The 25,146-nt window shown below is 60.4% G+C and carries 26 protein-coding genes; 11 read left to right on the top strand and 15 right to left on the bottom strand.

Going from position 1 to position 25,146, the window contains the following annotated elements:
- Positions 1-165 precede the first annotated feature (165 nt).
- From TL5118_RS10320 to TL5118_RS10310, 3 genes are read left to right on the top strand one after another with little or no spacing between them, the layout of a single operon-like run.
- Entirely contained in the window at positions 166-1,560 is a 1,395-nt protein-coding gene (locus TL5118_RS10320) for a DUF6638 family protein (RefSeq protein ID WP_058242343.1), read from the top strand.
- Between the two features lie 18 nt (positions 1,561-1,578).
- Positions 1,579-1,845 carry a hypothetical protein gene (locus tag TL5118_RS10315; protein WP_058242344.1) on the top strand — a complete coding sequence of 89 codons (267 nt, stop codon included), beginning with the start codon at positions 1,579-1,581 and terminating at the stop codon, positions 1,843-1,845.
- Between the two features lie 14 nt (positions 1,846-1,859).
- Positions 1,860-2,507 (top strand): DUF1523 family protein, encoded by a 648-nt coding sequence (locus tag TL5118_RS10310; protein WP_058242345.1) that lies wholly within the window; start codon positions 1,860-1,862, stop codon positions 2,505-2,507.
- A 70-nt stretch (positions 2,508-2,577) separates the two neighbouring features.
- On the opposite strand, the gene pdxR is transcribed toward TL5118_RS10310, so the two are convergent.
- Positions 2,578-4,044 (bottom strand): MocR-like pyridoxine biosynthesis transcription factor PdxR, encoded by a 1,467-nt coding sequence (gene pdxR / locus TL5118_RS10305; RefSeq protein ID WP_058242346.1) that lies wholly within the window; start codon positions 4,042-4,044, stop codon positions 2,578-2,580.
- A gap of 128 nt (positions 4,045-4,172) precedes the next feature.
- Between pdxR and TL5118_RS10300 the strand changes: the two genes are divergently transcribed.
- Complete coding sequence (locus TL5118_RS10300; RefSeq protein ID WP_058242347.1) at positions 4,173-4,484, top strand: ArsR/SmtB family transcription factor; 312 nt, start codon at positions 4,173-4,175, stop codon at positions 4,482-4,484.
- Positions 4,477-5,514, top strand: a complete 1,038-nt coding sequence (locus tag TL5118_RS10295) for a permease (protein ID WP_058242348.1) — start codon at positions 4,477-4,479, stop codon at positions 5,512-5,514. The genes TL5118_RS10300 and TL5118_RS10295 overlap by 8 nt, the downstream gene beginning before the upstream one ends.
- A gap of 73 nt (positions 5,515-5,587) precedes the next feature.
- On the opposite strand, the gene TL5118_RS10290 is transcribed toward TL5118_RS10295, so the two are convergent.
- The 3 genes from TL5118_RS10290 to TL5118_RS10280 all read right to left on the bottom strand — a co-directional run bounded on the left by TL5118_RS10290 (position 5,588) and on the right by TL5118_RS10280 (position 8,287).
- Positions 5,588-6,169 carry a HupE/UreJ family protein gene (locus TL5118_RS10290; protein WP_058242349.1) on the bottom strand — a complete coding sequence of 194 codons (582 nt, stop codon included), beginning with the start codon at positions 6,167-6,169 and terminating at the stop codon, positions 5,588-5,590.
- Positions 6,170-6,302: 133 nt separating this feature from the next.
- Positions 6,303-6,893 carry a GNAT family N-acetyltransferase gene (locus TL5118_RS10285; protein WP_207383447.1) on the bottom strand — a complete coding sequence of 197 codons (591 nt, stop codon included), beginning with the start codon at positions 6,891-6,893 and terminating at the stop codon, positions 6,303-6,305.
- A complete protein-coding gene (locus tag TL5118_RS10280) occupies positions 6,893-8,287 on the bottom strand; it encodes an aminotransferase family protein (RefSeq protein WP_058242351.1) in 1,395 nt (464 codons plus the stop codon). Before TL5118_RS10280 ends, TL5118_RS10285 begins: the two co-directional genes overlap by 1 nt.
- Before the next feature lie 252 nt (positions 8,288-8,539).
- Here TL5118_RS10280 and TL5118_RS10275 point away from each other — a divergent pair, with 252 nt between their 5' ends.
- On the top strand, positions 8,540-9,802 hold the full coding sequence (locus TL5118_RS10275; RefSeq protein WP_058242352.1) for a glycerate kinase type-2 family protein: 1,263 nt from the start codon (positions 8,540-8,542) through the stop codon (positions 9,800-9,802).
- A gap of 30 nt (positions 9,803-9,832) precedes the next feature.
- Here the strand turns inward: TL5118_RS10275 and TL5118_RS10270 are convergent, their stop codons facing one another.
- The 4 genes from TL5118_RS10270 to TL5118_RS10255 are packed head-to-tail and all read right to left on the bottom strand — an operon-like array spanning position 9,833 to position 12,838.
- Positions 9,833-10,786 carry an OmpA family protein gene (locus tag TL5118_RS10270; RefSeq protein ID WP_082626160.1) on the bottom strand — a complete coding sequence of 318 codons (954 nt, stop codon included), beginning with the start codon at positions 10,784-10,786 and terminating at the stop codon, positions 9,833-9,835.
- Between the two features lie 6 nt (positions 10,787-10,792).
- Entirely contained in the window at positions 10,793-11,371 is a 579-nt protein-coding gene (locus TL5118_RS10265) for a peroxidase-related enzyme (RefSeq protein WP_058242353.1), read from the bottom strand.
- A 19-nt stretch (positions 11,372-11,390) separates the two neighbouring features.
- A complete protein-coding gene (locus TL5118_RS10260) occupies positions 11,391-12,119 on the bottom strand; it encodes a GNAT family N-acetyltransferase (protein WP_058242354.1) in 729 nt (242 codons plus the stop codon).
- The gene (locus TL5118_RS10255; RefSeq protein ID WP_058242501.1) at positions 12,116-12,838 is read right to left on the bottom strand and encodes a competence/damage-inducible protein A; all 723 of its coding nucleotides are present in this window, start codon (positions 12,836-12,838) and stop codon (positions 12,116-12,118) included. The genes TL5118_RS10260 and TL5118_RS10255 overlap by 4 nt, the downstream gene beginning before the upstream one ends.
- A gap of 50 nt (positions 12,839-12,888) precedes the next feature.
- Between TL5118_RS10255 and sfsA the strand changes: the two genes are divergently transcribed.
- Entirely contained in the window at positions 12,889-13,590 is a 702-nt protein-coding gene (gene sfsA, locus TL5118_RS10250) for a DNA/RNA nuclease SfsA (protein ID WP_058242355.1), read from the top strand.
- Positions 13,591-13,673: 83 nt separating this feature from the next.
- Positions 13,674-14,486, top strand: coding sequence for a type I methionyl aminopeptidase (map, locus tag TL5118_RS10245; RefSeq protein ID WP_058242356.1), 813 nt, complete (start codon positions 13,674-13,676; stop codon positions 14,484-14,486).
- 180 nt (positions 14,487-14,666) lie between these two features.
- Here map and TL5118_RS10240 read toward each other — a convergent pair whose 3' ends face one another.
- Positions 14,667-15,596, bottom strand: a complete 930-nt coding sequence (locus tag TL5118_RS10240; RefSeq protein WP_058242357.1) for an acyl-CoA desaturase — start codon at positions 15,594-15,596, stop codon at positions 14,667-14,669.
- A 66-nt stretch (positions 15,597-15,662) separates the two neighbouring features.
- Here TL5118_RS10240 and TL5118_RS10235 point away from each other — a divergent pair, with 66 nt between their 5' ends.
- The 3 genes from TL5118_RS10235 to TL5118_RS10225 all read left to right on the top strand — a co-directional run bounded on the left by TL5118_RS10235 (position 15,663) and on the right by TL5118_RS10225 (position 18,857).
- Positions 15,663-15,977, top strand: coding sequence for a metalloregulator ArsR/SmtB family transcription factor (locus TL5118_RS10235; RefSeq protein ID WP_058242358.1), 315 nt, complete (start codon positions 15,663-15,665; stop codon positions 15,975-15,977).
- A 533-nt stretch (positions 15,978-16,510) separates the two neighbouring features.
- A complete protein-coding gene (locus TL5118_RS10230; protein WP_058242359.1) occupies positions 16,511-17,995 on the top strand; it encodes a SulP family inorganic anion transporter in 1,485 nt (494 codons plus the stop codon).
- Positions 17,996-18,005: 10 nt separating this feature from the next.
- The gene (locus tag TL5118_RS10225) at positions 18,006-18,857 is read left to right on the top strand and encodes a universal stress protein (protein WP_058242360.1); all 852 of its coding nucleotides are present in this window, start codon (positions 18,006-18,008) and stop codon (positions 18,855-18,857) included.
- Between the two features lie 65 nt (positions 18,858-18,922).
- Here TL5118_RS10225 and TL5118_RS10220 read toward each other — a convergent pair whose 3' ends face one another.
- The 6 genes from TL5118_RS10220 to TL5118_RS10195 form a co-directional block, all read right to left on the bottom strand.
- Complete coding sequence (locus tag TL5118_RS10220; RefSeq protein WP_058242361.1) at positions 18,923-19,957, bottom strand: NADP-dependent oxidoreductase; 1,035 nt, start codon at positions 19,955-19,957, stop codon at positions 18,923-18,925.
- Positions 19,954-20,382: a PaaI family thioesterase gene (locus TL5118_RS10215; RefSeq protein ID WP_058242362.1), complete on the bottom strand. Its 429-nt coding sequence runs from the start codon at positions 20,380-20,382 to the stop codon at positions 19,954-19,956. The genes TL5118_RS10220 and TL5118_RS10215 overlap by 4 nt, the downstream gene beginning before the upstream one ends.
- A 10-nt stretch (positions 20,383-20,392) precedes the next feature.
- On the bottom strand, positions 20,393-21,415 hold the full coding sequence (locus tag TL5118_RS10210; protein ID WP_058242363.1) for a phosphotransferase family protein: 1,023 nt from the start codon (positions 21,413-21,415) through the stop codon (positions 20,393-20,395).
- A gap of 32 nt (positions 21,416-21,447) precedes the next feature.
- On the bottom strand, positions 21,448-22,380 hold the full coding sequence (locus tag TL5118_RS10205; RefSeq protein WP_058242364.1) for an SDR family NAD(P)-dependent oxidoreductase: 933 nt from the start codon (positions 22,378-22,380) through the stop codon (positions 21,448-21,450).
- On the bottom strand, positions 22,377-22,844 hold the full coding sequence (locus TL5118_RS10200) for a MaoC family dehydratase (RefSeq protein ID WP_058242365.1): 468 nt from the start codon (positions 22,842-22,844) through the stop codon (positions 22,377-22,379). Before TL5118_RS10200 ends, TL5118_RS10205 begins: the two co-directional genes overlap by 4 nt.
- Positions 22,845-23,403: 559 nt before the next feature.
- Positions 23,404-25,035 carry a long-chain fatty acid--CoA ligase gene (locus TL5118_RS10195; RefSeq protein WP_058242366.1) on the bottom strand — a complete coding sequence of 544 codons (1,632 nt, stop codon included), beginning with the start codon at positions 25,033-25,035 and terminating at the stop codon, positions 23,404-23,406.
- Between the last annotated feature and the right edge of the window lie 111 nt (positions 25,036-25,146).

Below are 25,146 nucleotides of genomic sequence, written 5' to 3'. Positions count from 1 at the left end.
GTCAGCCATCGCTCTCGCCGCACTCGTTATTTACTGGCTATGAGTCCTGAGCCTAAGTTTCATCGGAATTGGACTTGCCTTTCATGCGGTCGGATTTGCCTCGGCGGGGGCATTTCTCCGCGATCCCGCTACGTGCACTGAAACCTCGAAGGGAGTCACCCAAACATGAAACGCCTGATCGAAGCCGGCCTCATGTTCGGCAACCTCATTCACATTTCCAGCCCCGCCTTGGTTGAGCGCTATAACCGCGCGCTCACCCATCTGACGGGCCAGCGCACTGACCTCAGTGATTTTCACATCGACATCGCGGGGTACTCGCCTGAAATCGGCGATGAGCTGGGCGATCACATGTACCTCAATCAGAATGGGGTGAACCGGCAGTTCATCCTGCTGACCACCCAGCAGAAAACCGCGCCTTTGCTGAATGTGCAGTTCTCGATGAACCGCTCGGTTCTGCGTCAGTTCATTGAGCAGAATGAAAACCAGTTGTTTGCGCTGACCACGCGGGATGCGGTCGCCGGGGAGCTTTTGAACTCTGTCTATAGTCTGGAGTCACCCCAGCAGCTGTTTGACATTCGCCGGATCCGGATTGAGGCGGACACCACCGCAGGCACCCTGCGGCAGGCGCAGGCGCTGGGCGACAAGATTGACCGGTTCATGGGGGAAGAGGACGCCTGGTTTGATGATGTGCTGATTGCCGAGATGATCACGCTGGCCAAAAAGACCGGCGATGTCACGCGCAACCCGGTCACGCTGGATCTGATGGAGTTCAGCCCGGAAAACTATTGGACAGCGCATTTTGGCGGGCTTTACGTGTTCCGCGGCATGGACCATCCGGCGGTGATTTCCCGTGGGGAGAAAGAGGATCTGGGCAAGCTGCCGATCAAATACGTCTTTGACTTCAATGACCGCAATCAGGTGGCGAAGTTCCTTGATTATAATGATCTGGTCGAACCCATTGTGAAGGCACGGGGCGTGGATGCGGCAGCCATCCTGCGGCAGAAGATGGATTTCATCGTGGTGGATGTGGCGCAGGATCGTGGCATTGACCTGACCGGGGCCACTCGCCGTGACATCCGTGCCCTGGCGCGCGATCATGCCGCCGATCTGCCTGAGGAATTCCACGGGTTGCAGTCGCTGCTGCGCTGGGCGGAGGCCGAGGGCAGCTGGCCCAAAATCACGTCCGACCATCCGGCCTATTTCTACACGCTTCGCGCGGCCAATCATCCCGACCGGGATCTGGTCAATATGCTGCTGGCCGAGCTGAGCCCCAAAGACATGCGCCAGTTGTTCATCTGCCACAAAGAGGCGTTTTACAGCGCATATCAGGGCTGGAGTGAGACGAAAAAGGGCTATGTGGTTGATTTCCTTACCCGAGAGTACCAAGTGGATAAGGCCGGTACCCGCGCGGCCCTTTTCGGCCACGATGCACCGCTGGAGGTTGCTGAGGCCGCACCCGAGGATGATCTGATTGAGCGCGTTGGCCCGTGGTCTGCGCTGCGGCGCGGGCAGGCCGAACCACCGCGCCGCCCTGAAAAGCCGCGTGGCCCCTGGGGTTAAAGCAAGAGGAGGAGAGACATGTTTGCACTGGCACGACTGGCGTTTTTTGGCTTCATCGTTTTGACCATCCTCTATGTCGGCGTTTCGATCTATTCGCGGCTGGTGCGCCGCAGCAAACTGGCCAAGCAATGGCAGGAAGAGGGGGGCGTCGGGGACCGCGATGCCTTCATCCGCGAGGGGCTGGAAGACTATGATGACAGCTTCCGTCGCAAGTTGATCCTGTTGATTTACATCGTACCGGTGGTACTGGTCGCCGTGACCGTCTATCTGGTGAATTTCTACTAAGGGGGACCATCAACATGGTCTATTTGAAATGGGCGTTTCGGGTTGTTCTCTTGACCCTTGTGGTGGGGTTCTTCCACTACACCTTGCCGCAGCATGATATTGCCCGGGTGACCGACACCTATGAAAAGCGGATCGATTTTGGCGAAAACTCGATCTTCTGGGCGGCCTCGGATTCCGGCAATGCGACCACCACCGTGAACCGCGATGTGTTCTTCATTCAGGCCAAATACCCAAATGATCGGGTGATGGTCTATCGCAACGAAGACACTGGTTGGGGCTGGCCGCCTTATTTCAAGTTCGACACCTCGAACCTGCAGGCCGAAGCTGCGGATCTGAAATCCAGCGCAGATGCACCGCAGTGGGTGGTGATCAAACATTACGGCTGGCGCAATGAGTTCCTGTCGATCTTCCCCAATGCGGTGTCCGTGCGGGCCGCAACAGGACCGGATGAACGGATCATCCCCTGGCTCAACATCGTGATCCTGACGCTGTTTGCGGCGGTGTTCTGGGCGATTTACGTGCGCTGGCGGCGGTTCCGTCAGGCGCGGATTGATCCGGTGCTGGAGGATATCGGCGAAGGTTATGATGCGGCCTCAGACGCGCTGGCGGATCGGCGCGGGCGGGTTGGCCGCTGGCTGGACAGCTGGCGCAGCAAGAAGTGATGGCCCAAAACGGATGGCCAAGAGCAGATAAATTTGGGGGCTTCGGCCCCCTTTTTGCTGTTGGGTGCGATCAAGCGCTGGCGTCAGTAATTGCTTGCGCAATGCGCGCCACACCTTCAGCGATCCTGTCCGACGGGATGGAGGAATAGGCCAGCCGGTAATGATTGCGCGGCGCCTGCGCACCGGTGAAGAACCTGTCGCCACTTTCGATCAGAACACTGTCGGCCTGTAGATGCTGGCGGACCTGTTCCATATCCACGCCCTCAGGGGCCTTCATCCAGAAGCTGGAGCCGCCAAAGGTGCCGCTGCCCGCAATCGTCAGCCCGTGATCCAGAAGCGCGGCCTGCATCACCGCGCGGCGTTCCGCCAGCAGCCGCGACATGCGTTTGATCTGGGCGTCATAGTGGCCAAGGCGCAGGAAATAGGCGGCGGTTCGCTGGATATGCCCGGGGGGATGGCGCAGCACATTGGCGCGCAGGGCCCGCGCCTGCCGGATGAATGGCTCTGGCCCGACGAGGTAGCCAAGGCGCAGCCCCGGAAACAGCACCTTGGAAAAGCTGCCGACATAGATCACCCGACCATCGCCATCGAGGCTTTTGAGCGCGGGTGAGGGTGGCGACAGGAATGACATTTCAAATTCGTAGTCATCCTCCACCACCAGTGCGTTGCGCGCGCGGGCGGCGGCCAGCAGGGCCTCGCGCCGGGGGCGTGGCATGGTGGCAGAGGTCGGGCATTGATGCGATGGCGTGGTGAAGATCACATTGCAGGCCTCTGGCAGCGCTGCCGGCGGCAGGCCTTCGGCGTCCACATCCACCGCGGTGACGTCACAATCGATTTGGGCAAGCGTGTCCTTTAGCGGCGGATAACTGGGGTTTTCCATCACCGCGCGACGCCCCGGCCCCAACAGCACCTGCGCCGCCAACCACAGGGCGTTCTGTGCCCCCATGGTGACCAGCACTTCCTCAGGGCGGGCCATGATGCCGCGTCGGGGCAGGCTGTGGCGCAGGATAAACTCCACCAGTTCAGGGTCATCCTGATCGTAGTAATCCGTGGTCAGCGCGGTGAAATCCTTCTGCCCCAGCGCCTGAATCGCGCAAAGCCGCCAATGGGCGTGGTCAAACAGCGCCGGGTCTGCCTGACCGTAGACAAAGGGGTAGCGGTAGCGCGCCCAGTCCGAGGGTCGCCCCGGCACCACAGAGGAGGTGATCTGACGGCTCAGCGCCATGTCCCAATCCACCGCTTCGGCGGCGGCGGGCAGTTCCGGTTCGGGCAGCGGTTCTGGCGCATTTTCCGAAACGAAATAGCCCGACCGATCCCGCACCGCGAGGTAGTCCGAGGCCTGTAATTCGGTATAGGCCAATGTCACTGTGATCCGGCTCACCCCCAGATGGGCCGCAAGTTTGCGCGATGATGGCAATTTTTCACCCCGGCGCAGACGGCCTGACAGGATGCCTTCGGCGATCATCTGCTGGATCTGCGCCTGCAGGGTGCCTTGTGCATCGGGTTTCAGAAAGAAGGTTTCGACAGGGATGGCCATGTCCGCAGTCTAGATTGGCCTTATCCGGGGTTCAATCTGGATCTACGAAAGGCATCTGCACCAAGGGGGTTGCCTCAGAAAAAATAAAACTATAAAACTAGTTTTATCGAATCGTATTGGAGAGAGCCATGAATCTGGAAGTGGCAGCAGGCGGGTTTTCCGCCATGGGATCAGAGGCACGGCTGGAAGTGCTGCGCCTGTTGATCCGCGCCGGTGAGGCCGGTCTGACCGTGAGCGAAATTCAGGAGCGGTCCGGCATCGCCCCCTCAACTCTTGCGCATCACCTGAAGTTCTTGGCGGCGGGCAATGTTGTGACCCAGGAAAAGCAAGGCCGCAGCACCATCACCCACGCAAATTTTGACCACCTGCGTCTGCTGGCAGATTACATCCTGTGTGAATGCTGCGCTGACGCACCACGAAAGGCAGCAAACGATGGCTGATTTGACCCAAAACCCATCCCGCAACTGGGGCACGCTGCTCTCTGCTTTGAAAACGCCCTGGGCCGCAATTGTGGTGATCCTGTCGCTGGTGGCGATGCTGGACCCGGCCAACCTGCAGGGCACAATCTCCTTTGCTGGTGCGGCCCTGTTGAGCACCGGGCGCTATATCCTCTTTGCTGTTTTCCTACTGGCCTACCTGAAAGCCACCGGGGCTGAGGTGTTGGTCGCCAAAGCTTTTGAGGGGCGCCAGACCCGGATGATCCTGTTTGCCGCGCTGTTTGGCGGACTGGCACCGTTTTGTTCCTGTGAGGTGATTCCGTTTATCGCTGGTCTGCTGGCCCTTGGGGCGCCTTTGCCTGCGGTTATGGCTTTCTGGTTGTCCTCACCGCTGATCGATCCGCCGACCCTGCTGATCACCGCAGGTGCTTTGGGCTGGCCTTTTGCAATTGGTAAAGCGGCGTTTGCCGTCGGTCTGGGCCTCTTTGGTGGTTTCCTGTTGCGGGCGTTGATGTCTGGTGGCGCGTTTCAGAACCCGTTGAAGAAAGAAGAGAAAAAGGGCTGCGGCAGCTGCTGTTCCGCCCCCAAGATGGAGGGTAAGCCGGTCTGGGCTTTCTGGAAAGAGGCAGAGCGTCGGGTGAAATTCCGCCAGGAGTTCGGTTCCAACGCGCTGTTCCTGCTGAAATGGCTGGCACTGGCCTATGTGCTGGAGGCGCTCTTGGTGACCTATGTACCGGCGGATGTGATCGCCACGGTGGTGGGCGGCGACGGCGTGCTGCCGATCGTGACCGCGGCCTTTGTTGGCATGCCCGCCTACCTCAACAGCTATGTTGCACCGCCGCTGCTGGCTGGTCTGATGGAACAGGGGATGAGCGCAGGCGCCGCCATGTCCTTCATGATCGCGGGATCTGTCAGCTCCATCCCGGCGATGGCCGCGGTCTGGTCGCTGGTCAAACCGCAGGTCTTCGCCACCTATCTGGCGCTGGGGATCAGCGGGGCGATCCTGTCGGGGATCCTGTTTCAGCTGATCTAATCGCTGCAAAGTTGGTGAACCAGAAAGGGCCGCGCGTTGCGGCCCTTTTGCTTTGGGGTCTGAGCCTAAGGCGTCAGCCCACCGCTAGGATCAACCCGGCAATCGCCGTGCCGCCGCCAAGGATACGCAGGGGCAGGTCCTGGCGTTGCAGCAAAGCGCCGATCAGGGTGCCGAAGCCATGCAGAACGATTGTCGCCAAAAGGAACCCGGCGCCGTAGGGCAGGGCCTCGGCCGCGCCCAGTTCGGTGCCATGGGCGTGGCCGTGGAACAGGGCAAAGCCCGCAACGGTCAGGATCGCCCAATGCGCAGCAGGGCGCAGCGCCAGCGCGACCAGCAGCCCCAGCACTACCGAGGAGGCAAGGATCATCGGCTCAACCGCGGGCAGGGGAACACCCGCCAGCGACAGCAGGAACCCCACCAGCATCGCGGCCACAAAACCCAGCGGCACCGACCAGATCGCCCGGCCGCCAATCTGCGCCGCCCAGAGGCCCACAACGATCATCGCCAGAATATGGTCCAGCCCAAACAGCGGGTGGCTGAAGCCCGCCAGCATTGACCCGTGCTCGGCAGGGTCCATATGGGCCAGCGCGGGAGAGGCAAAGGTTGCGATTGCGCCAGCCATCGGCAGGCCGGTGAGGCGGGTGAGATATCTCATGTCGGATCCTATCTTTGGTCATCCGGGCATCCCGGGTTGGGTCATGCCCTTGTTTAGACATCCTCCAAAGCACGGCACGGGACCGGGCGCAATGCTGCCCGGCCCCTGCGTGGGCATTTTCTGGATGCAGCGGTCAGTCGCGCGGCTTTTCCAGCTGCCAGGTCAGGTGGGATCGCACCATCGGCCATTCGTTGGACAGGATCGAATAAACGGCGGTGTCCCGCAGGGTGCCATCTGCCATCCGCATGTGATTGCGCAACACCCCGTCCAGCTTGGCCCCCAGCCGTTCGATGGCACGACGGCTTTGGTGGTTGATGAAGTGGGTGCGAAACTCCACCGCGACACAGTCCAGATCGTCAAAGGCATGGGCCAGCAGCAGACGTTTTGCTTCGGTGTTCAGCGGGCCGCGCTGGACCTCGGGCGCATACCAGGTGGACCCGATCTCAACCCGTTTGGTGGCCGCGTCGATGTTCATATAGGTGGTCATGCCCACGGCCTTGCCCGCTGGGGTCAGCACGGTGAAGGGCAGCATGGAGCCTGCGGCTTGTAAGGAAAGGCGGCGCTCAATCTCCGCTTTCATCCCGTCGGCAGAGGGGATCGAGGTGTACCACAACCGGTGCATCTGACCGCTGGCGCTGGCCGTCTGTAGGGCGTCGTGGTGGTCCAATGACAAAGGGGCCAGCACAACGTGCTGGCCCTCCAAGGTTACCGGTGTCGGCCACATCAGCCAAACACCTGCGTCAGCGCCTGATCAACCGTGTCGGTGATCTTATCCACATCTTCTGCGGTGACGATCAGCGAAGGTGAGAAGCACAGTACGTTGTTGCGCCCAGGAACCGAGCGGTTCGAGGCGCCGATGATCACGCCCATGGCGCCACAGGCGGCCACAACGGCACCAACCTGCGCCTCATCCACCGGCTCTTTGCTGTCGCGGTCTTTGACCAGTTCGGCGCCCAGGAACAGACCCTTGCCACGGACGTCACCGATCACGGCGTGCTTTTCTTTCAGCGCTTCAAGGTTTGCAAAGAAACGCTCACCCATCTTTTCGCAGTTTTCCAGCAGGCCTTCATCTTCGATGATGCGCATGTTTTCCAGTGCCGCCGCCGGGCCCCCGGCGCAGCCGCCGAAGGTTGAGATGTCGCGGAAGTGATCCAGTTTGTCCGACGGGTCGGATTTGAAGCAGTCAAAGACTTCCTCGGTCGCGACCATACAGGCGATCGCCGCGTAGCCCGAGGCCACGCCTTTGGCCATGGTCACAAAGTCCGGCTGGATGCCGTATTGCTGGTAGCCAAACCAGGTGCCGGTGCGGCCAATGCCGCAGACCACTTCGTCGATGTGCAGCAGGATGTCGTACTTCTTGCAGATCTCCTGCACACGCGGCCAGTAGCCTTCGGGCGGGGTGATGACGCCACCACCGGCGGTCACCGGTTCCAGGCACAGCAGGCCGATGGTATCCGGGCCTTCGCGCAGGATCACATCCTCAATCAGGTTGGCCGCCGCGATGCCGAAGGCCTCACCTTCCAGATGGCCAAGCCCCAGCTCATCCTTGCGGTATTCCATGCAATGCGGCACGCGTACGAAGCCCGGCGCGAAGGGACCATACTGCAGGTTCCGCTCATCCTGACCACCCGCCGACATCGTCGCCAGCGAACTGCCGTGGTAGTCACGATCCCGGTAAAGGATCTTGTTTTTCTTGCCGCCGTATTTCTTGTGCGAAATCTGGCGCACCATCTTGAAGACCTTCTCATTGGCCTCAGATCCTGCGTTGCAGTAGTAAACGCGGCTCATGCCCGGCATCTTCGAGATCAGCTTCTCGGCAAACTTGGACCCGGGGATCGAACCCGCTGCCTGCGCGAAGTAGCACATCTTCATCAGCTGTTCCTGCACCGCATTGGCAATGCTTTCACGGCCATAGCCAACGTTGACGGTCCAGACCGCACCGGAAACGGCATCGATGTATTCTTTGCCGTTCTGGTCCCAGACACGCATGCCTTTGCCTTCGATGATGATGCGCGGCTCGGCCTCTTCAAAGGGTTTATGCTGGGTCAGGTGATGCCAGACGTGGGCGCGGTCTGCGTCAACCACTGCCTGAATATCGTTGTCACGGGTGCCGTCCATGGGACTGTCCTTTCTTCTTAGGGGAGGGCCGTTGGGCAGGCGTTTCGCTGACCTTGGGCGTTGGCATCATTGAACGGGGAAATCATGCGCTTGCGTAGGTCCAGATTGGGAATGCGATTAGGGCCAAATTTGAGTTGTGGGGTGCAGTGCCCAAGATGAGCCTGTTTTGCAGGAGATTGCGCAGCACGCGGGCGCTTTGCGCTTTTCTTTACCCGGCGTCGTTTCTAATGTTCGCGCAAACAGGAGGGGCCCTTGGAACACCGCGCATTTTTGACCGAACTGTTTGATGCAGCCATCGCTGCCGCAGATCCGAAGCTGGCATTGGCGGCGCATTTGCCGGAAAAACCCATAGGCCGCACGATTGTGATCGGTGCGGGCAAAGGCGCGGCGCAATTGGCCGCAGCCTTTGAGGAGCTTTGGGGGGACGCGGTCGAGGGCACGGTGGTCACCCGCTATGGCTACGCCTGTGAGACCCAGAATGTGACCGTGTTGGAGGCTGCGCATCCGGTGCCGGATGCGGCTGGTCTGGCCGCGTCTGAGGCGCTGTTTCAGCAGGTTCAGGGTCTGAGCGCCGATGATCTGGTGGTGGCGCTGGTCTGCGGCGGCGGCTCCGCCCTGCTGGCGGCCCCGGCTGAGGGGCTGAGCTTTGCCGATGAGGTGGCGCTGAATGAGGCGCTGTTGGCCTCAGGTGCGCCCATCGGGGCGATGAACGCGGTGCGCAAACAGGTGAGCGGGATCAAAGGTGGCCGGCTGGCTGCGGCCTGCGCGCCGGCGCGGGTGGTGTCGTTGGTGGTGTCCGACGTGCCGGGCGATGACCCGGCGCAGGTGGCTTCGGGCCCGACGGTGCCGGATCCGGTGGGCCGGGCCGAGGCGCTGAAAGCGGTGGCCGATTATGGCATTGTCCTGCCCGACGCAATTGCAGCCCATTTGGCCAAAGCGCTGGAAGATGCCCCGCAGCCAGACGATCCGCGATTTGCCCGCAATGAGGTGCATGTTGTCGCCTCCGCCGCGATTTCCCTTGAAGCGGCTGCCGCGAAAGCGGAGGCCGCAGGTTGGCCAGCTGTCATTCTGTCAGACGCCATTGAGGGCGAAGCGCGAGAGGTCGCCAAGATGCATGGCGCCATGACCCGCGAAGTGGTGCGCCGCAACCGCCCGTTTAAGGCACCTTTGGTCATGCTGTCGGGGGGGGAAACCACCGTGACGCTGCGCGGCAAAGGGGGCCGGGGGGGGCGAAACAGTGAATTTCTATTGTCGCTGGCGATGGAGTTGGATGGCGTGGCTGGCGTCACAGCGCTGGCGGCAGACACCGATGGCATCGATGGGTCCGAGGATAACGCCGGTGCCTTTGCCGATGGCACCACAGCGGTTGCGATGCGTGAGGCCGGGGTCGATCCCGCGCAAGCGCTGGCTGGCAATAATGCCTACACGGCCTTTGACGCCGTGGGGGAGATCTTTGCCCCCGGTCCAACCGGCACCAATGTGAATGATTTCAGGGCCATTCTGATCGAAGGCTGACGCGATAGCGTTTTGACGTCGGGCGCTGCCCTATTCGGTGTTCAGAAGAACCGCCTCAACCCGGCGGTTCGCTTCGCGCCCCTCCTCGGTCAGGTTTGGCCCACGCGGCGCCAGGTATCCCATACCTTCAGCGTCCAACTGCGCGGACGACACACCATGGACGGCAATCAACCGGTCCCGGACCGAGGCGGCCCGGCGTTTGGACAGGTTAATATTGCGCTCCAGCGTGCCGACGGCATCGGTGTGACCCACCAGTGCCACCCGGCGCGAGGGATCGGCCTTGAGGTACGCCGCCAAACTGTTGAGTGAGGCGAAGGGCCCAGCCCCCAGATCGGCCGATCCGGTGGCAAAGGACAGATCCCCCAGCACCACATGCCCCTGCGCCTGCAGGTGCTGAACGGTATCGCTGGCAATGTCACTGTTGGTCAGACGGGCGACATCCGGCACCTCGGCAGGACCATCAGGTGTGTTTGCGGCAATCACGCCGTCGGTGTCTGCCGCATCCGTCACCCGGATCATCTGGATGAACCCGGTGTTGGCAGATCGTGACACCAGCAGGCCCAGATGATCCTTGTCGCCGTTCTGCGCTGCCAGAAAGCGGAAATCGCTCAGGTCCACATGCATGTCAGGGGCGGGCAGCACCTCGGTCTCAAACCGGAAGTCAAAACCACCGCAGGCCTGCGTGTCACAGGAATACAGAATGGTGTAGCCCAACGCCTCCAGCTGGGTCTGCAAGGGATCCAGCAGCTGCAGTGAGGTCAGCCCCTGCGACGCCACCGACCAGCTGCCGCGGTGCACCAGCCCCTGTAGATCCAGCACCGGTAGTTGACCATCGGCAAAGGCACCGACGGGCAGGGCGTAGCTGTCCAGCCGGCTGATCTGATCGCGCAGAACCTCACTGCCGGCGGGCAGTTCCAGCGTCAGGCTGGTGGCCATCGCGGGGACTGGCAGCGCCAGACAAGTGAGGAAGGCAAGGGTGCGCATTGTGTCTTAGCCGCGGTTTTGGGCGTGGTATTCCGGGTTCGGGCGCATGTCCAAGGACGAAGCCACCCGGTTGGTCATGTTGTAAAACGCCGCCGTGTTGGCGATGTCCCAGATATCGCGTTCGCTAAAGCCAACATCGCGCAGCGCCTGACGGTCGCTTTCTTCAATGGTGGCGCTGGCCTTGGTCAGCTGGACCGAGAAATCCAGCATCGCGCGTTCACGTGCGGGCAGGTTGGCAACGCGGTAGTTCATCACCAGCATCTCCCCCAGAGCGGGATCGCCAGACAGTTCACGCACCGCCGCGCCATGGGCGGTCAGGCAGTAAAAACACTTGTTTTCAGAGGAGACGACAACCGCGATCATTTCCCGCTCAAGCTTGCTGAGGCCGCTCTCAGCCAGCATGATGTTGTTGTAAAGCGCAGTGAAAGCGTTGAGCTTTTCAATGTCAAAGGCATGTGCCTTCAGCACGTTGGGCACCAACCCCAGTTTGTCCTGACAAATGTCGAAGTACTTCTGTGTTTGCTCTGGCAGCGGATCCACCATTGGCAGATCAAGGGCGGTGGGCATGTCGTCTTGGCGGCTCATGTTGGTCTTTCGTGTTCGGTTACAGGTCATCACCATGTTTGCGGTAATGGTACTGTCCTGCAAGAGACATTCCTAAACTCGAATAAAGCGCATTGGCGCCTTTGTTAGCCTGGGTGCAGACCACAGACAGATGTGACGCCCCATTGTCGCGCGCCCAGAAGGCGGCGAGCCGCATGAAATACCGCCCCATGCCCTGTTTGCGCTGATGTTCCAGCACCTCAAGCGCATGCACCATGGCAATGCCGTTGTGGATTGCGACAAACCCGGCACCCGCTGGGGAATCGTTCAACCGGCCCAGCAGCGCGGTTCTGGCCCCTTTGGCGCGGTGCATCACTTTGATGCGGTCCGGACCGATGCCGCCTTTGGCCCAGACGTCCAGCTGGATCGCCAGCGGTTCCCAAACCTGAAAGGCGGTGACGGGGGGCGGGAATTCGGTGGCGATGTCATCCACGGTTGCCACCCAAAGGTTTACCGGATCAACAACCTGATAGCCGTTTTCAGCCAGAAGCTGATCCAATGTCTCATCGCCCTGCCGGATCTGGAACAGGCGGGGCTGGTTCAAGGCCTGCATCGCGGCCTCTGCCGCAGGCAGGTCGGCGCCGGTGAAAGGGGCCTTGGCCACGGTGGCCGAAACCCGCTGCCCGCCGCCCTGACCATCACGGATCAGCCAGGGCCCCTCACGCCGTTCGGTGGCGGCCGGCCAGGTGCCATCAATCACATCATAAAGCGCATTTGCATCGGGCATCATGTGTTCATCGCCTCACTCAGCGCGGTCATCGCCTGATCCAACTGCACGCCATCCTGGCCACGGATCACGATGTTGGTGCCATAGATGCCGTTTTGGCTGAACGGGTAGGACCCGAAGGACAAGTCAGGATAGGCCTCAGCCAGCGCGGTCAGCGGCGCGGCAATGTCGCCTTCGCCGCGTTCCACCCGCAGGCTCTGGCTCAGGAGTGGTGCACCGCCGGTGAGCGTGGGCAGGATTGAGGCCACCATCGTCTGGAAAATCGTCGGAACCCCGGCCATGACATGCACATTTTCCAACGTGAAACCGGGGGCGGCCGAGATCGGGTTGTCAATCAAAGCCGCGCCATCCGGGATACGCGCCATGCGCAGGCGGGCCTCATTCAGCTCCTGACCTGACCGGTCATAATGTGCCTGCAGAATGGCGCGGGCATCGTCACGCACCGCAATGGGGGTGTCAAAGGCCGCGGCAATGCAGTCTGCGGTTATGTCATCATGGGTGGGGCCGATCCCGCCCGAGGTAAAGACATGGTCATAGGTGGCAGCCAGCGCTTTGACCGCGCTGGTGATCGCCTCAGCCTCGTCCGAGACCATGCGCGCTTCTTTCAGGTCGATGCCGTATTTGGTCAGCTCATTGGCAAGGTGGTGCATGTTGCTGTCACGGGTGCGCCCCGACAGGATTTCATCCCCGATCACCAACATGGCGGCTGTTGGATTTTGCATCATGCCTCTCCTTCCTTGCGAAATCTTTTCCCCCGGTATAGGCGCGAGATATGCGCTTTCCTACCCCTCTTGTCCCCGCCCGGCTGATCCGTCGCTACAAACGCTTTCTGGCCGATGTGATTTTAGACGATGGCCGTGAGGTGACAGCCCATTGCGCCAACCCCGGATCGATGATGGGGCTGGCCGAGGAAGGCATGAAAATCTGGCTGGAGCCAAATGACGATCCGAAGAAAAAGCTCAAGTTCGGCTGGCGTCTTGTGGATCATGAAAACGGCCATTTCACTGGGGTCGATACCTCAGTGCCCAATCGCGCCCTGAAGGCGGCGTTGATGGCGGGCGAGGTGCCGGGCCTTGAGGCACCCGAGGTGCGGCCAGAGGTGAAATATGGCGAAAAGAGCCGGATCGATTTCCTGCTCTCAGGGGCCGGGCTGGACTGTTATGTCGAAGTGAAATCCGTGACACTCTGCCGTCAGCCGGGGCTGGCGGAATTTCCCGACAGCGTGACCGCTCGCGGGCTGAAACACTTGGGCGAGCTGACCAAAATCGTCGAAGGCGGCCAACGGGCCGTGATGCTTTATCTGGTGCAGCGCACCGATTGTGACCGGGTGAGCATCGCAGCTGACATTGATCCGGCCTATGCGGCGGGGCTGACACAGGCGGTGGCCGCCGGGGTTGAGATCTTGTGCTTTGACTGCACGATCACGCCTGAGGCGGTTGAGGTCGGCAAAGCGTTGCCATTTGTTCACGCCTAGCCCCCATCTGCCGCTGCCTCTGGTCCTCAGGGGATAAACACCCTAAATACGGGTGAAATGGTTTTTGTGAAAAGGGTGATCCCGTGAACGAGACGCATCAGGGCCGCATTACACGCGACGGTATCCGCATCCATCAGGCTGCGGATTTTGCTGGCATGCACAAAGCTGGCGCGCTGACGGCCAAGATCCTTGATGAGATTGCCGAACATGTCTTCCCCGGCCAAACCACCGGTGAGATTGACCGGATCATCGAAGAAAAGGTGAAAGAGGCCGGCGCCACCTCGGCGACCATCGGCTACAAAGGCTATCAGCACGCCAGCTGCATCTCGATCAACCACGTGGTCTGCCACGGCATTCCCGGTGACAAGAAGCTGAAAGATGGCGACATCCTGAACATCGACGTCACGGTGATCGTGGATGGCTGGTTTGGCGATTCAAGCCGGATGTATGTCGCGGGAAAGCTCAGCCGCAAGGCCGAGCGTCTGATCCAGGTAACCCATGATGCGCTGTTCAAAGGCATCGAAGCGGTTAAACCCGGCAACACCTTTGGCGACATCGGCCACGCCATCCAAAGCTACGCCGAAAGCCACCGCATGAGCGTTGTGCGTGACTTCTGTGGTCACGGTCTGGGCCGGGTGTTCCACGCGCCGCCTAACGTGCTGCACTACGGCCGCCCCGGCACCGAAGCGGTGCTGGAAGAAGGCATGTTCTTCACCATTGAGCCGATGATCAACTTGGGCCGTCCCGAAACCAAAGTGCTGGCAGATGACTGGACCGCCGTGACCCGCGATAAATCGCTGTCAGCGCAGTTTGAACATTCCATAGGCGTGACGGCAGACGGGTTTGAGATCTTCACCCTCTCCCCCACCGGCCGCTTCCACCCCACCTACGGCTGAGGATCCCGGGTCTAGGGCGTCACAAAGGGTGGCGCCCAGCCTCTGGCATCGGGGTTGGTGATAGGTATGGGATTCTTGAAGGCTCAAAGGGCAAAGTCCGCTTTTGGGCCTTTAATTTTAGATACTGCCAGTTGCATCTGCTTTGCTTCTGGAAATCTCAAACCAAGCGCGCTTTCGGACTTATGACGTCTGAGGTACGCCTAATTCATCGGGTGCTAATCTTTTGAGGCCTTCGCGATCGGGCAAGTCTGACGGGCCAAGGATACGGTGCGCCAAACCAATGGCCGCAAGTGACCTGATGAACCAATAGCCAGGGTCCAGTTGGCCTTTATCGATGCCAAGTTTGGCTGAGTGCGGGAATGCGTGGTGATTGGAGTGCCAGTTTTCGCCGAAGGTGAGTAGTCCGAGGCCGGGTAGGTTGTAGCCCTGAACAGGCAGGCCTTCGACGGTCCATCCTTGATGTCCGCCTCGATGGGCAAAATGCCCAACCATCCAGTGTCCACTCAAGGAGACTGCGATGCGCAAGCAAACTCCCCAAAGGACAAAACCAATGCCGCCGATCAGGAAAAGCGGAACGGCCACGGCAAGTTGTTGGGCCATCCAATGCCGTTCAATCCACTGGTAGACACGGTCATTTGCGATCTCGGATTCAATTTCGAAATGGGGCGGGTGGTCAAGGTCGAACCGGCAATGCATCTGCCACCATGCGTCCTGCCAGAAACCGGCGCCATGGCTAGGATGCGGAGGGCAGACGCGTTGGCGTTGATGCCAGTCCCGCATGTCATGTGCCCGGATCATGCCGAACGGTCCTGCCATCCCAACCAGCGTTCCAAGCCAGACGAGTGTGTATTCCAGCCACTTAGGTGTCTCGAAAGCCTTGTGAATGAGCAGCCTGTGCATGCCAACGGAATGCCCTGTACAGACAGTGATCGCAGTGGTTGCCAGGAATACAAGAAACCCGCTCCAACTTGGCGACCAGACAATCGCAAGGACACCCCCGGTGAGCATGGCAAAGAACCAAATCGACTTCCCCGCGTCCCAGCGAATGTTACCTTTGATCGCGTTGGCATTGCGATTGGGACGTACGCGTTCAGTTGAATACAGGCGCATCTTGAATGCTCCAGCCAAAGTTTTTAAAATATTAAATATATAACAAATAAGTTAAAAGGTGAATTAATGTCAAGCCCAGACAAGGTTTTCGAAGCTTTGGCGTCGACAACGCGCAGAAAAATATTGGCTTACTTGTCCGAAGGTCCGTTGACCGCAGGCGCTGTTGCCGAGCGGTTTGATGTGTCTCAGCCAGCCATTTCCAAGCATTTGTCAGTCTTGGAGGCGGCAGATTTGATCTGGAAAAAGAGGGACGGTCAGTTTGTGAACTACGGAATGAAAGCTGACAACCTGGGAGGAACACTCGCGAAGTTCATGCAAGAGGTGTGCCCACCCAGCCGCGCTTTGAAGGCTGAAAGGCGTGCTGAAAACGACAATGACTAAACGGGACGTGCTCTTCCAATTTGATAGAAAAGCAGACCGTCGCGCATGCGCAGCTAAGGCCCCGAAGTGGACACAGCAGACATCTTAGAGCTCCGAACTTCGCGCTGCAAAGCGCTTACAGAGTGGTCCATCTGACGCGGCACCAATCGCCGACAAGGGCGGGTGTGTGCCCCCGCTTTCTTCGCCCTATCCGCAGGGTTTATGTCTCCGGGGCTACTTGGTCTCGGGGAAATGCACCGCCTTGCAGTAGAGGTGCCAACTGGCGTGGCCCAGCAGTGGCATCACGACGATCAAGCCGGGCTATCGTGCCCGGATCGCTGACTGCGGCGGGTGGTGCCTGTCGGCAATGTGATTGCGCTGTGACAGTTCCGGCAAGGCGGAAATGATAACGGGCTTAGGGCTTGCGATCCTCAAACCCCTTTATATAAGCGGCTCGAAACGTGGTCTTGCGGCCGAAACCGGCCCGAAACTTGCTGAACAGGACAAAACTTTGCACCCCGGTCGCCCCTGGCGCGGTCCGGAACGGAGGGCCGATGATGCTGCTATCCAACTACAAACACGAATGGTTCGGGAACATCCGCGCCGACCTCTTGTCCGGCCTGGTGGTCGCACTGGCCCTGATCCCCGAGGCGATCGCCTTCTCGATCATCGCAGGTGTGGACCCGAAGGTGGGGCTTTATGCGTCTTTCTCGATCGCGGTGATCACCGCCATTGTCGGCGGTCGCCCCGGCATGATCTCAGCCGCGACGGCGGCCACGGCCGTGTTGATGGTGACGCTGGTGAAGGACCACGGGCTGCAGTACCTGCTGGCGGCAACCGTGCTGGCCGGCATCCTGCAGGTCGGGGCCGGGTTGCTGAAGCTGGGCTATGTGATGCGCTTTGTCAGCCGGTCGGTGATGACCGGCTTTGTGAACGCGCTGGCGATCCTGATTTTCATGGCGCAGCTGCCTGAGCTGATTGATGTGCCGCCGCTGACCTATGTGATGGTCGCGGCCGGTCTGGGCATCATCTACACCTTCCCGCTGCTGACCAAATCGATCCCTTCGCCGCTGGTCTGCATCGTTGTGCTGACCGGCATCTCGTTGGCACTGGGGCTGGATCTGCGCACGGTCAGCGACATGGGGGAACTGCCCGATACCCTGCCGATGTTCCTCATCCCGGACATTCCGTTGAACATGGAAACCCTGATGATCATTCTGCCCTACTCGGCCGCTGTGGCGGCGGTGGGTCTGCTGGAAAGCCTGATGACCCAGAACTTGGTGGATGATCTGACCGATACAACCTCGGACAAGAACCAGGAATGCATCGGCCAGGGTGTTGCCAACATGGCCACCGGCTTCATCGGTGGTATGGCGGGGTGCGCGATGATCGGTCAGTCGATGATCAACGTGAAATCCGGTGGTCGCGGCCGCCTGTCCTGCTTCATCGCGGGTGTGGTTCTGCTGATCCTTGTTGTGTTCCTGGATGACATCGTGGGGCTGATCCCGATGGCCGCATTGGTGGCGATCATGATCATGGTCTCGGTCGGCACCTTCAGCTGGTCCTCCATCGCGAACCTGCGGGAACACCCGGCGTCTTCGTCCATTGTGATGGTGGCGACGGTGGTTTTTGTGGTCTTCACCCACAACCTGGCTATCGGTGTTCTGGTTGGTGTGCTGCTGTCGGGCATCTTCTTTGCCTGGAAAATTGCGCAGCTGTTTGCGGTCACCAGTGACCTGTCGGCAGATGGGCGCACCCGCACCTACACCATCCACGGCCAGTTGTTCTTTGCCTCGTCCGAGGACTTCATGAAGGCGTTTGACTTCAAAGAAGCGCTGGAAAAAGTGGTGATTGACGTCAGCCGTGCCCACATCTGGGACATTTCGTCTGTTGCGGCCTTGGACATGGCTGTGCTCAAGTTCCGCCGGGACGGCGCCGAGGTGGAAATCATCGGCATGAACGAAGCATCGAAAACCATTGTTGATCGTCTGGGGGAACATGACAAACCCGGCGCGATGGACAAGCTCTTGGCGCATTGAGGGGGCTGACATGAGCAAGAAAATCTTCGCATTGGTGGATGGCTCCGCCTATTCCGAGTCGGTCTGCCACCACATCGCCTGGATTGCTGGCCGCATTGGCGCCTCGGTCGATCTGTTCCACGTTCTGGGTCGCCGCGATGCGGGTTCGGATGATCTGAGTGGCAACCTGCGCCTTGGCGCCCGCACCAAGATCATGGGCGAACTGGCCGAGCTGGACGCGCAGCGCGCCAAGCTGGCCCAGGCGCAGGGGCGTGCGATCCTTGAGGATGCGCAGGCGATCATCGAAACCGATGGCGTGGCTGAGGTGCGGCCGCATTTGCGGATTGGTGACATTGTCGAGTCGGTGGAAGAGCTGGAAGGTGACGCCGATCTGATCGTGATCGGCAAACGCGGTGAGAAGGCTGACTTTGCCAAGCTGCATCTGGGATCAAACCTGGAACGTGTGGCGCGTGCCACCAGCAAGCCTGTGTTTGTGGCCAACCGCGAATTCAAACCGATTGAGAAAGTGTTAATCGCCTTTGACGGCGGTGTCAGCGCGATGAAGGCTGTTGACTATGTGGCCCGTCATCCGCTGTTTGCCGGTCTGGCCTGCACGGTCGTGACCGTTGGCACCCCGTCCGATGCAGTGTCAAAAGGTCTGGAAGACGCGCAGGCGACGCTGGCCGCCGGTGGTCATGAGGCTGAGATCAAAGTGGTTGAGGGCCAGCCCGAAACCGCACTGGCAGATCTGATTGAGGCCGAGGGTCATGACCTGCTGGTGATGGGGGCCTATGGCCATTCGCGGATCCGTGCGATGATCATCGGATCCACGACCACGGCGATGATCCGCACCTGTAAGGTGCCGGTTCTGTTGATGAAATAATCTGGCGATACTGCTGGATGGAAAAAGGGGGCGCTGAGGCCCCTTTTTCATGTCTTGCGCTCAGGTTAGAGCGCGACGATCTGTTTGCCGGTGTTGCCCCCGCCCAGCATCGCCATAAAGGCAGCCGGCGCGTTTTCCAGCCCCACGGCCACATCTTCAACAAAACGGATGTCGCCACCGGCCACTTTGGGCCCGACCTGTTTCAGGAAGTCCCCAAAGCGGTGGAAGTGATCGGTGATGATAAAGCCGTGCACATGCAGACGTTTCACCAAAATGGTCCGCCACAGTTTGGGCAGCTGATCCACCTCACCGCCCTGATTGGCCCCCAGCGCCCCGGCGTTATACCAGGCGATCATGCCGCACAGCGGGATGCGCCCGCCGACGTTCATCAAGGGCAGCACCGCCTCCAGCACCTTGCCTGCGACGTTTTCAAAATAGATGTCGATGCCATCCGGGCATGCGTCCGCAAGCGCGGCGCGCAGGGCTTTCGCGTCATCATAGGCGCGGTGATCCAGACAGGCGTCAAAGCCGAAGGTTTCAACCGCCATCTGGCATTTCTCGGCGCCACCGGCGATGCCGATCACCCGCAGGCCCAGCGACTTGGCCAATTGCCCGACCATCGATCCAACCGGACCGGTTGCGGCAGCAACCACCAGCGTTTCGCCGGCTTTCGGGCGGCCATATTCCATCAGGCCAGCCCAGCCGGTGAACCCGGGCATCCCCAAAACCCCCAGCGCAGCGGTTACGGGGCCATGTGCAGGATCCAGCTTGCGCAGCTCCTTGCCCGGCAGGCAGCCGTGGCTGGCCCAGCCAAACATGCCAAAGGCGATGTCGCCCGGCGCAAAGCCGGGGTGGTTTGAGGCGATGACCTCACCCACGCCGCCGGCCTCCATCGTGCCGTTCAGCGGCACCGGTGCTGCGTAGGATTTTGCGTCATCCATACGCCCCCGCATATAAGGGTCGAGGGAGAAGTGGCTGAGTTTGACCAGCACCTCGCCATCACCCGGCACCGGCAGCGGCGCGGTTTCCAAACGGAAGTCTTCGGCCACTGGCGCGCCTTCGGGGCGGCGGGCCAAAACGATATGCTGCATCTCGGTCATTTGGGGCTCTCCTCTGGGGCTTTGGTGCCTGTGCGGTAACGGAAGGTGCCGACGCCGCTGGCAACCGGGTTGCCATGTTCATCAGATAGCAGCGCTTCGGTAAAAAAAACCTTGCGCCCACCACCGGTTTTGTGGGCTTCGACGATCAGCCGCTGCCCCTTGACTTGACCCAAGTAGTTCACCGTCAGCGATAGGGTCATGGCCATCTGCGGATTGTCCGGGTCACCAGTGTAGCAGCCCGAAAACCCCATGGCCGTGTCGATCAGCGTTGCATGCACGCCGCCATGGGGAATGCCGTAGCGGTTGCCATGTACCTCACGGATGGGCATTTCCACACGGGCATAGCCCTGCTGCCAATCGGTGATCTCAAATCCAAGGTGTTTTTGCAGCGCGTAAGCGTCTTCGCGCAGGGCGGGGTCAATCATGTCTGGTCCTTCACTTCGCCGCATCCAGCCCGTGCTGGGCAAACAGCGGCACATAGGCGCCAAAGGCCTTGGCGCGGCCGGGGTCTGAGGCATTGCCATCAAGCGCTCGTTTGTAAACGCCCTGCAGGATCGCCGCCATGCGGAAGAAGGCAAAGGCCAGATAGAAGCCAAACCTGTCGATGCCCGGCAGGCCACGACGCTGACAATAAAGGTCAATGAACCCCTGATCGCTGATCAGCCCCTCGGTGCTACGATCAACACCCGCCAGCCCGCGACCTTCACCGCCGGGGGGCATCTGCCACTGCATGATGACCGCGGCCAGATCGGCATAGGGGTGGCCGGTTGTGCTGAGTTCCCAGTCCAGAACGGCCAGACACTGCGGCCCGTCTGCGGCGAACAGCATATTGTCGATCCGGTAATCGCCATGCACCAACGTGCGCTGCCCGTCCTCTGCCGGGATATTGCTGTCGAGCCAGCTGATCAGCTCTTCCATCGGGGCAATCTGATCGGTTTCCGAGGCGCGGTATTGTTTGGTCCAGCGGTCGATCTGACGTCGGTAGTAATTGCCATCCGGCCCGTAGTCCGACAGGCCCACCGCACTTAGGTCAACGGAGTGTATCGCCGCCAACACCCGGTTCATTTCTTCGAAAATCGCCAGACGATCAGGCACAGCTACATCGGGTAGCCGCGGATCGTTGAAATGGCGGCCCTTGATTTCTTCCATCACGTAGAAGGCTGACCCGATCACGCTGTCATCTTCACACAGGTGATGCATCGCCGGCACCGGCACATCGCTGCCGGCCAGGGCCTTTTGCACCCGATACTCCCGTTCCACCGCATGGGCGGATTTCAGCAGCACGCCGGGTGGTTTGCGACGCAGCACCCAAGAGCGATCCGGCCCACTGAGGCGAAAAGTGGGGTTGGATTGGCCCACAGCAAACTTTTCGGCCTGCAATGGGCCTTGGAAGCCATCGATATGCTGGCTGAGATAGGCCGCGACGGCTGCTAAATCCAAATCCGCAGTGGTGCTCATCTTGGGCCTCCCGGCGCTTTTGTCATTCCAGGTTAGTCGTTCCAGGGCAGGGGCAGGCCACGGGCCGCCGCAGCCATACGGGCATATTTGCGGGTCTGGGCAAAGGCGTGATCCATCACCTCGGCCCCGGCAGGATCCCGGATCTGATCCATCGCCCCCAGCACAGCCTCAGGCGTCAGCGCCTCATCGGTCAAGGCCACACCGGCGCTTTCGCGGATCTGAATCTCGGCAAAGCAGCCGGCGCCAGCGCCTAGGATCATCTTGGTCGGGGCGTCACCACTGACCAGCGCCAGCACGCCCGGGGTGATGGTTTCCGGCTGCAGCAGGGCCAGAACATCCTCGGACAGCAGGCTTTCGGTCATCCGGGTTGCTGCCGACGGGGCCAGCATATTGGCGCGGATGTCGAACTTGGCGCCTTCAATGGCCAGCACGTTCATCAGCCCCAGCATGCCGGATTTGGCCGCGCCGTAGTTGGACTGGCCAAAGTTGCCATACATGCCCGAGGCTGAGGTGGTGAAGACGATCCGCCCATAGCTCTGCGCCACCATATGGGGCCAGACCGCATGGGCACAGTTGGCAGAGCCTAAGAGGTGCACATCCATCACCGCCTGAAAATCGTCCATCTCCATCTTGGCAAAGGTCTTGTCGCGCAGAATGCCGGCGTTGTTCACCAAGATGTCGATCCGGCCCCATTGGGCGATCACATCGGCCACCATGGCGCTGACCTGTTCGGCGTTTGAGACATCGGCGCCGTTTGCCATTGCCTGCCCTCCCATCGCCTGGATTTCGGCCACCACAGCCTTGGCGGCGTCAGATCCAGATCCGGTGCCATCCACCGCGCCGCCCAGATCGTTGACCACAACCTTGGCGCCACGCGCGGCCAGCCCCAGCGCATGGCTGCGGCCCAGTCCGACACCTGCACCGGTTACAATGGCCACCTGGCCGTCAAATCTCACGTCAGTCATTCGTCTTCTCCGAAATAGAACCGTCCCAGCCAAAGCGCGACGAGGGCCGGGCGATCCTGGCCTTCAATCTCAACCGTCACTTCGCTGGTGGTTTGCACCTCACCCGGGCGCATCTCGGCCACATCGGCCAGTTTGAAATGGCCCCGCACACGTGCGCCGACGGGCACCGGCGCGGTGAAACGCACCCGGTCAAAGCCATAGTTCACCCCCATCTGCAGGCCGCTCATTTTGGGGTAGCCCTGCAGCATCATGGCCGAGAGCAGCGACAGCGACAGAAAACCATGGGCAATCGTGCCCCCAAACGGTGTCTCGGCGGCGCGGGCCGGATCCACATGGATGAATTGGCGATCCTCGGTGACCCCAGCAAAGGTATCAATGCGGCTCTGGTCGATCTCAAACCAGTCTGAGGTGCCCATGTCCTGGCCTTTGCTGGCCAACAGCGCGGCTTTGGTTAGTGTTGTCATCCATAGCTCCCTCTGAGCGGTCGTCGGTCTGCGCCTTGGTCAAGAGTTTGACGGCAGCGGTCATCTGGCGGGGGAAACAAGCACGCAATTGGTCCGCTGTGACGGCTCAGGGGCCAGTCTAGGCGCAAAATCGGTGCGAAGCAGCGCAGTGCGCAGGGCGGCATCCACCCCTCCCAAGTGTCTGCGCCGAACAGCAGGTTAGGCGCTGCACGAGGGCGGAACAAGCAGCGCAAACCAACAAGACGTAACGTCGCAAAGTGGTGTTTTCGGCCAAAGAGCAACCTGCGATTTTCACTTCGTTTTGCCCTGTCAAAGAAAAATCCTAGGCGATCAAAGGGACTTGGCCCTATAGTTTCTTGCGAATCAGTTTCCTGCGGAACGGGGAAGGGAGGAGCCCTGTTTCGCCAACTCCTGTACTCAGGAGGGGTGGCACCCGGTTGACGGCGGTCGACCGGGTGCATTTATTTTGAACTGTCAGCAAGTTTTAGGGGCGTATTTGCGCCGGGGCAGATCAGCCTGACGAGATCCCCGGCAGGCCGTTGATTTTGACAAACAGCCTCTAGCGCAGATCCGGCAGCACATAATCCGCCATCCGTTTGCGCAGTGTCAGCTTGGAAATCTTGCCGGTCGCGGTCAGTGGCAGATCCTCAACCCAGATCAGATCATCGGGCAGCTGCCATTTGGCAAAATGCTCGGCCATATGGGCGTGCATGTCTTCCAGTGCAGGGCGGGCCTCCCCCGCGGGGACGGCGACCAGAACAGGCCGTTCATCCCATTTGGGATGGGCAATCGCAATCGCGGCACAGTTGGCGATATCGGGATGCGACATGGCGGCGTTTTCCAGATCGATCGATGAAATCCACTCCCCACCCGACTTGATCAGGTCTTTGGAGCGGTCCTGAATAGACAGAAATCCGTTCGGGTCTAGTGTGGCGATGTCACCGGTGCCAAACCAGCCATCCTGATCCATGGTGGCTTGGGTTGCCTCATCGTTTTTGAAATACCCCGCGACCACGGTATTGCCGCGCACAAACAATTCACCAGCCGCCACGCCGTCATGTGGTTGGGCTTTGCCATCCTCATCCACGATCTTCATCTGTACGCCAAAGGCGCGACGGCCCTGCAGGCTTTTCTTGTCGATCATCTGATCAAACGGCAGATCCCGCACCCAGCCGGGCATATGGCCATGGGTGCCGATCGGGCTCATCTCGGTCATGCCCCAGGCGTGGCCCACGGCAACACCCAGCTTTTCCAGTGTTTCGATCATCACCCGCGGGGCGGCTGACCCGCCCACCACCAGATCGCCGAAGCCTTCGGGTTTGCGACCCTGTGCCTCAATCTCGGCCAGCAGCCCCATCCAGACGGTGGGCACGCCCCAGGCCGAATGCACTTTCTCCGCATCCATCAGTTTGAACAGGCTGGGCCCATCCAGCGCCGCGCCCGGCATCACCATGTTCAGACCCAGCAAGGGCGCGGTATAGGGCAGCCCCCAGGCGTTGACGTGGAACAGTGGCACAACCGGCATCACCGCCGATCCCTCGGGCATAGTGGAGCCGAGGCAGGTGCAGATCATCATCGCATGCAGCACTGAGGAGCGGTGCGAATACAGCGCGCCCTTGGGATTGCCGGTGGTGCCGGAGGTGTAGCACAGGCCTGAGGCGGTGTTTTCGTCAAACTCGGGGAAGTCGAAATCAGCGGGCTGTTCGGCCAACAGATCCTCATAGCACAGCGCGTTAAGGCTGTTTTCCGGCATATGCGCCCGGTCGGTCATCACCACATAGGTGATGTCACCCGGCAGCTGGTCCTGCACCGCCTCAAGGATCGGCACAAAGGTTGTGTCGACAAAGATCAGGCGATCCTCGGCATGGGTGACGATGTAGATCAGCTGTTCAGCTGACAGGCGCGGGTTGATCGTGTGACAGACCGCCCCCATCCCCGACACCGCATAGTAGAGTTCAAAATGGCGGTAGCCGTTCCAGGCCAGCGTCGCAACGCGATCCCCCATCTGCACGCCCCGGGCCTGCAGCGCGTTGGCCAGTTGCTGCACCCGGCCCAGCGTTTCAGCATAGGTCTGGCGATGAACATCGCCCTCGGTGCGGACCGAAATGATGCCAGCCTGCGGATAGGCCTCGGCGGCGTATTTCAAAATGTCGCTGATCAGCAGCGGACGATGCATCATCATGCCCAGCATGCGTACCTCCCATATTCTCCCTGAGGAGGAGCCTAGCGCGCGGTGGGATCATTGCAAAATTCAATTTGTCAAAGGACGGAGCGTAAGTTTCCACAATAACAAGGGTTTGGC

Source organism: Thalassovita autumnalis (assembly GCF_001458255.1).
In the GTDB taxonomy this organism is placed as follows: Bacteria; Pseudomonadota; Alphaproteobacteria; order Rhodobacterales; family Rhodobacteraceae; genus Thalassobius; species Thalassobius autumnalis.
Note: the sequence above shows the minus strand (reverse complement) of the source record. Positions and strands in the feature narration are given on the sequence as shown.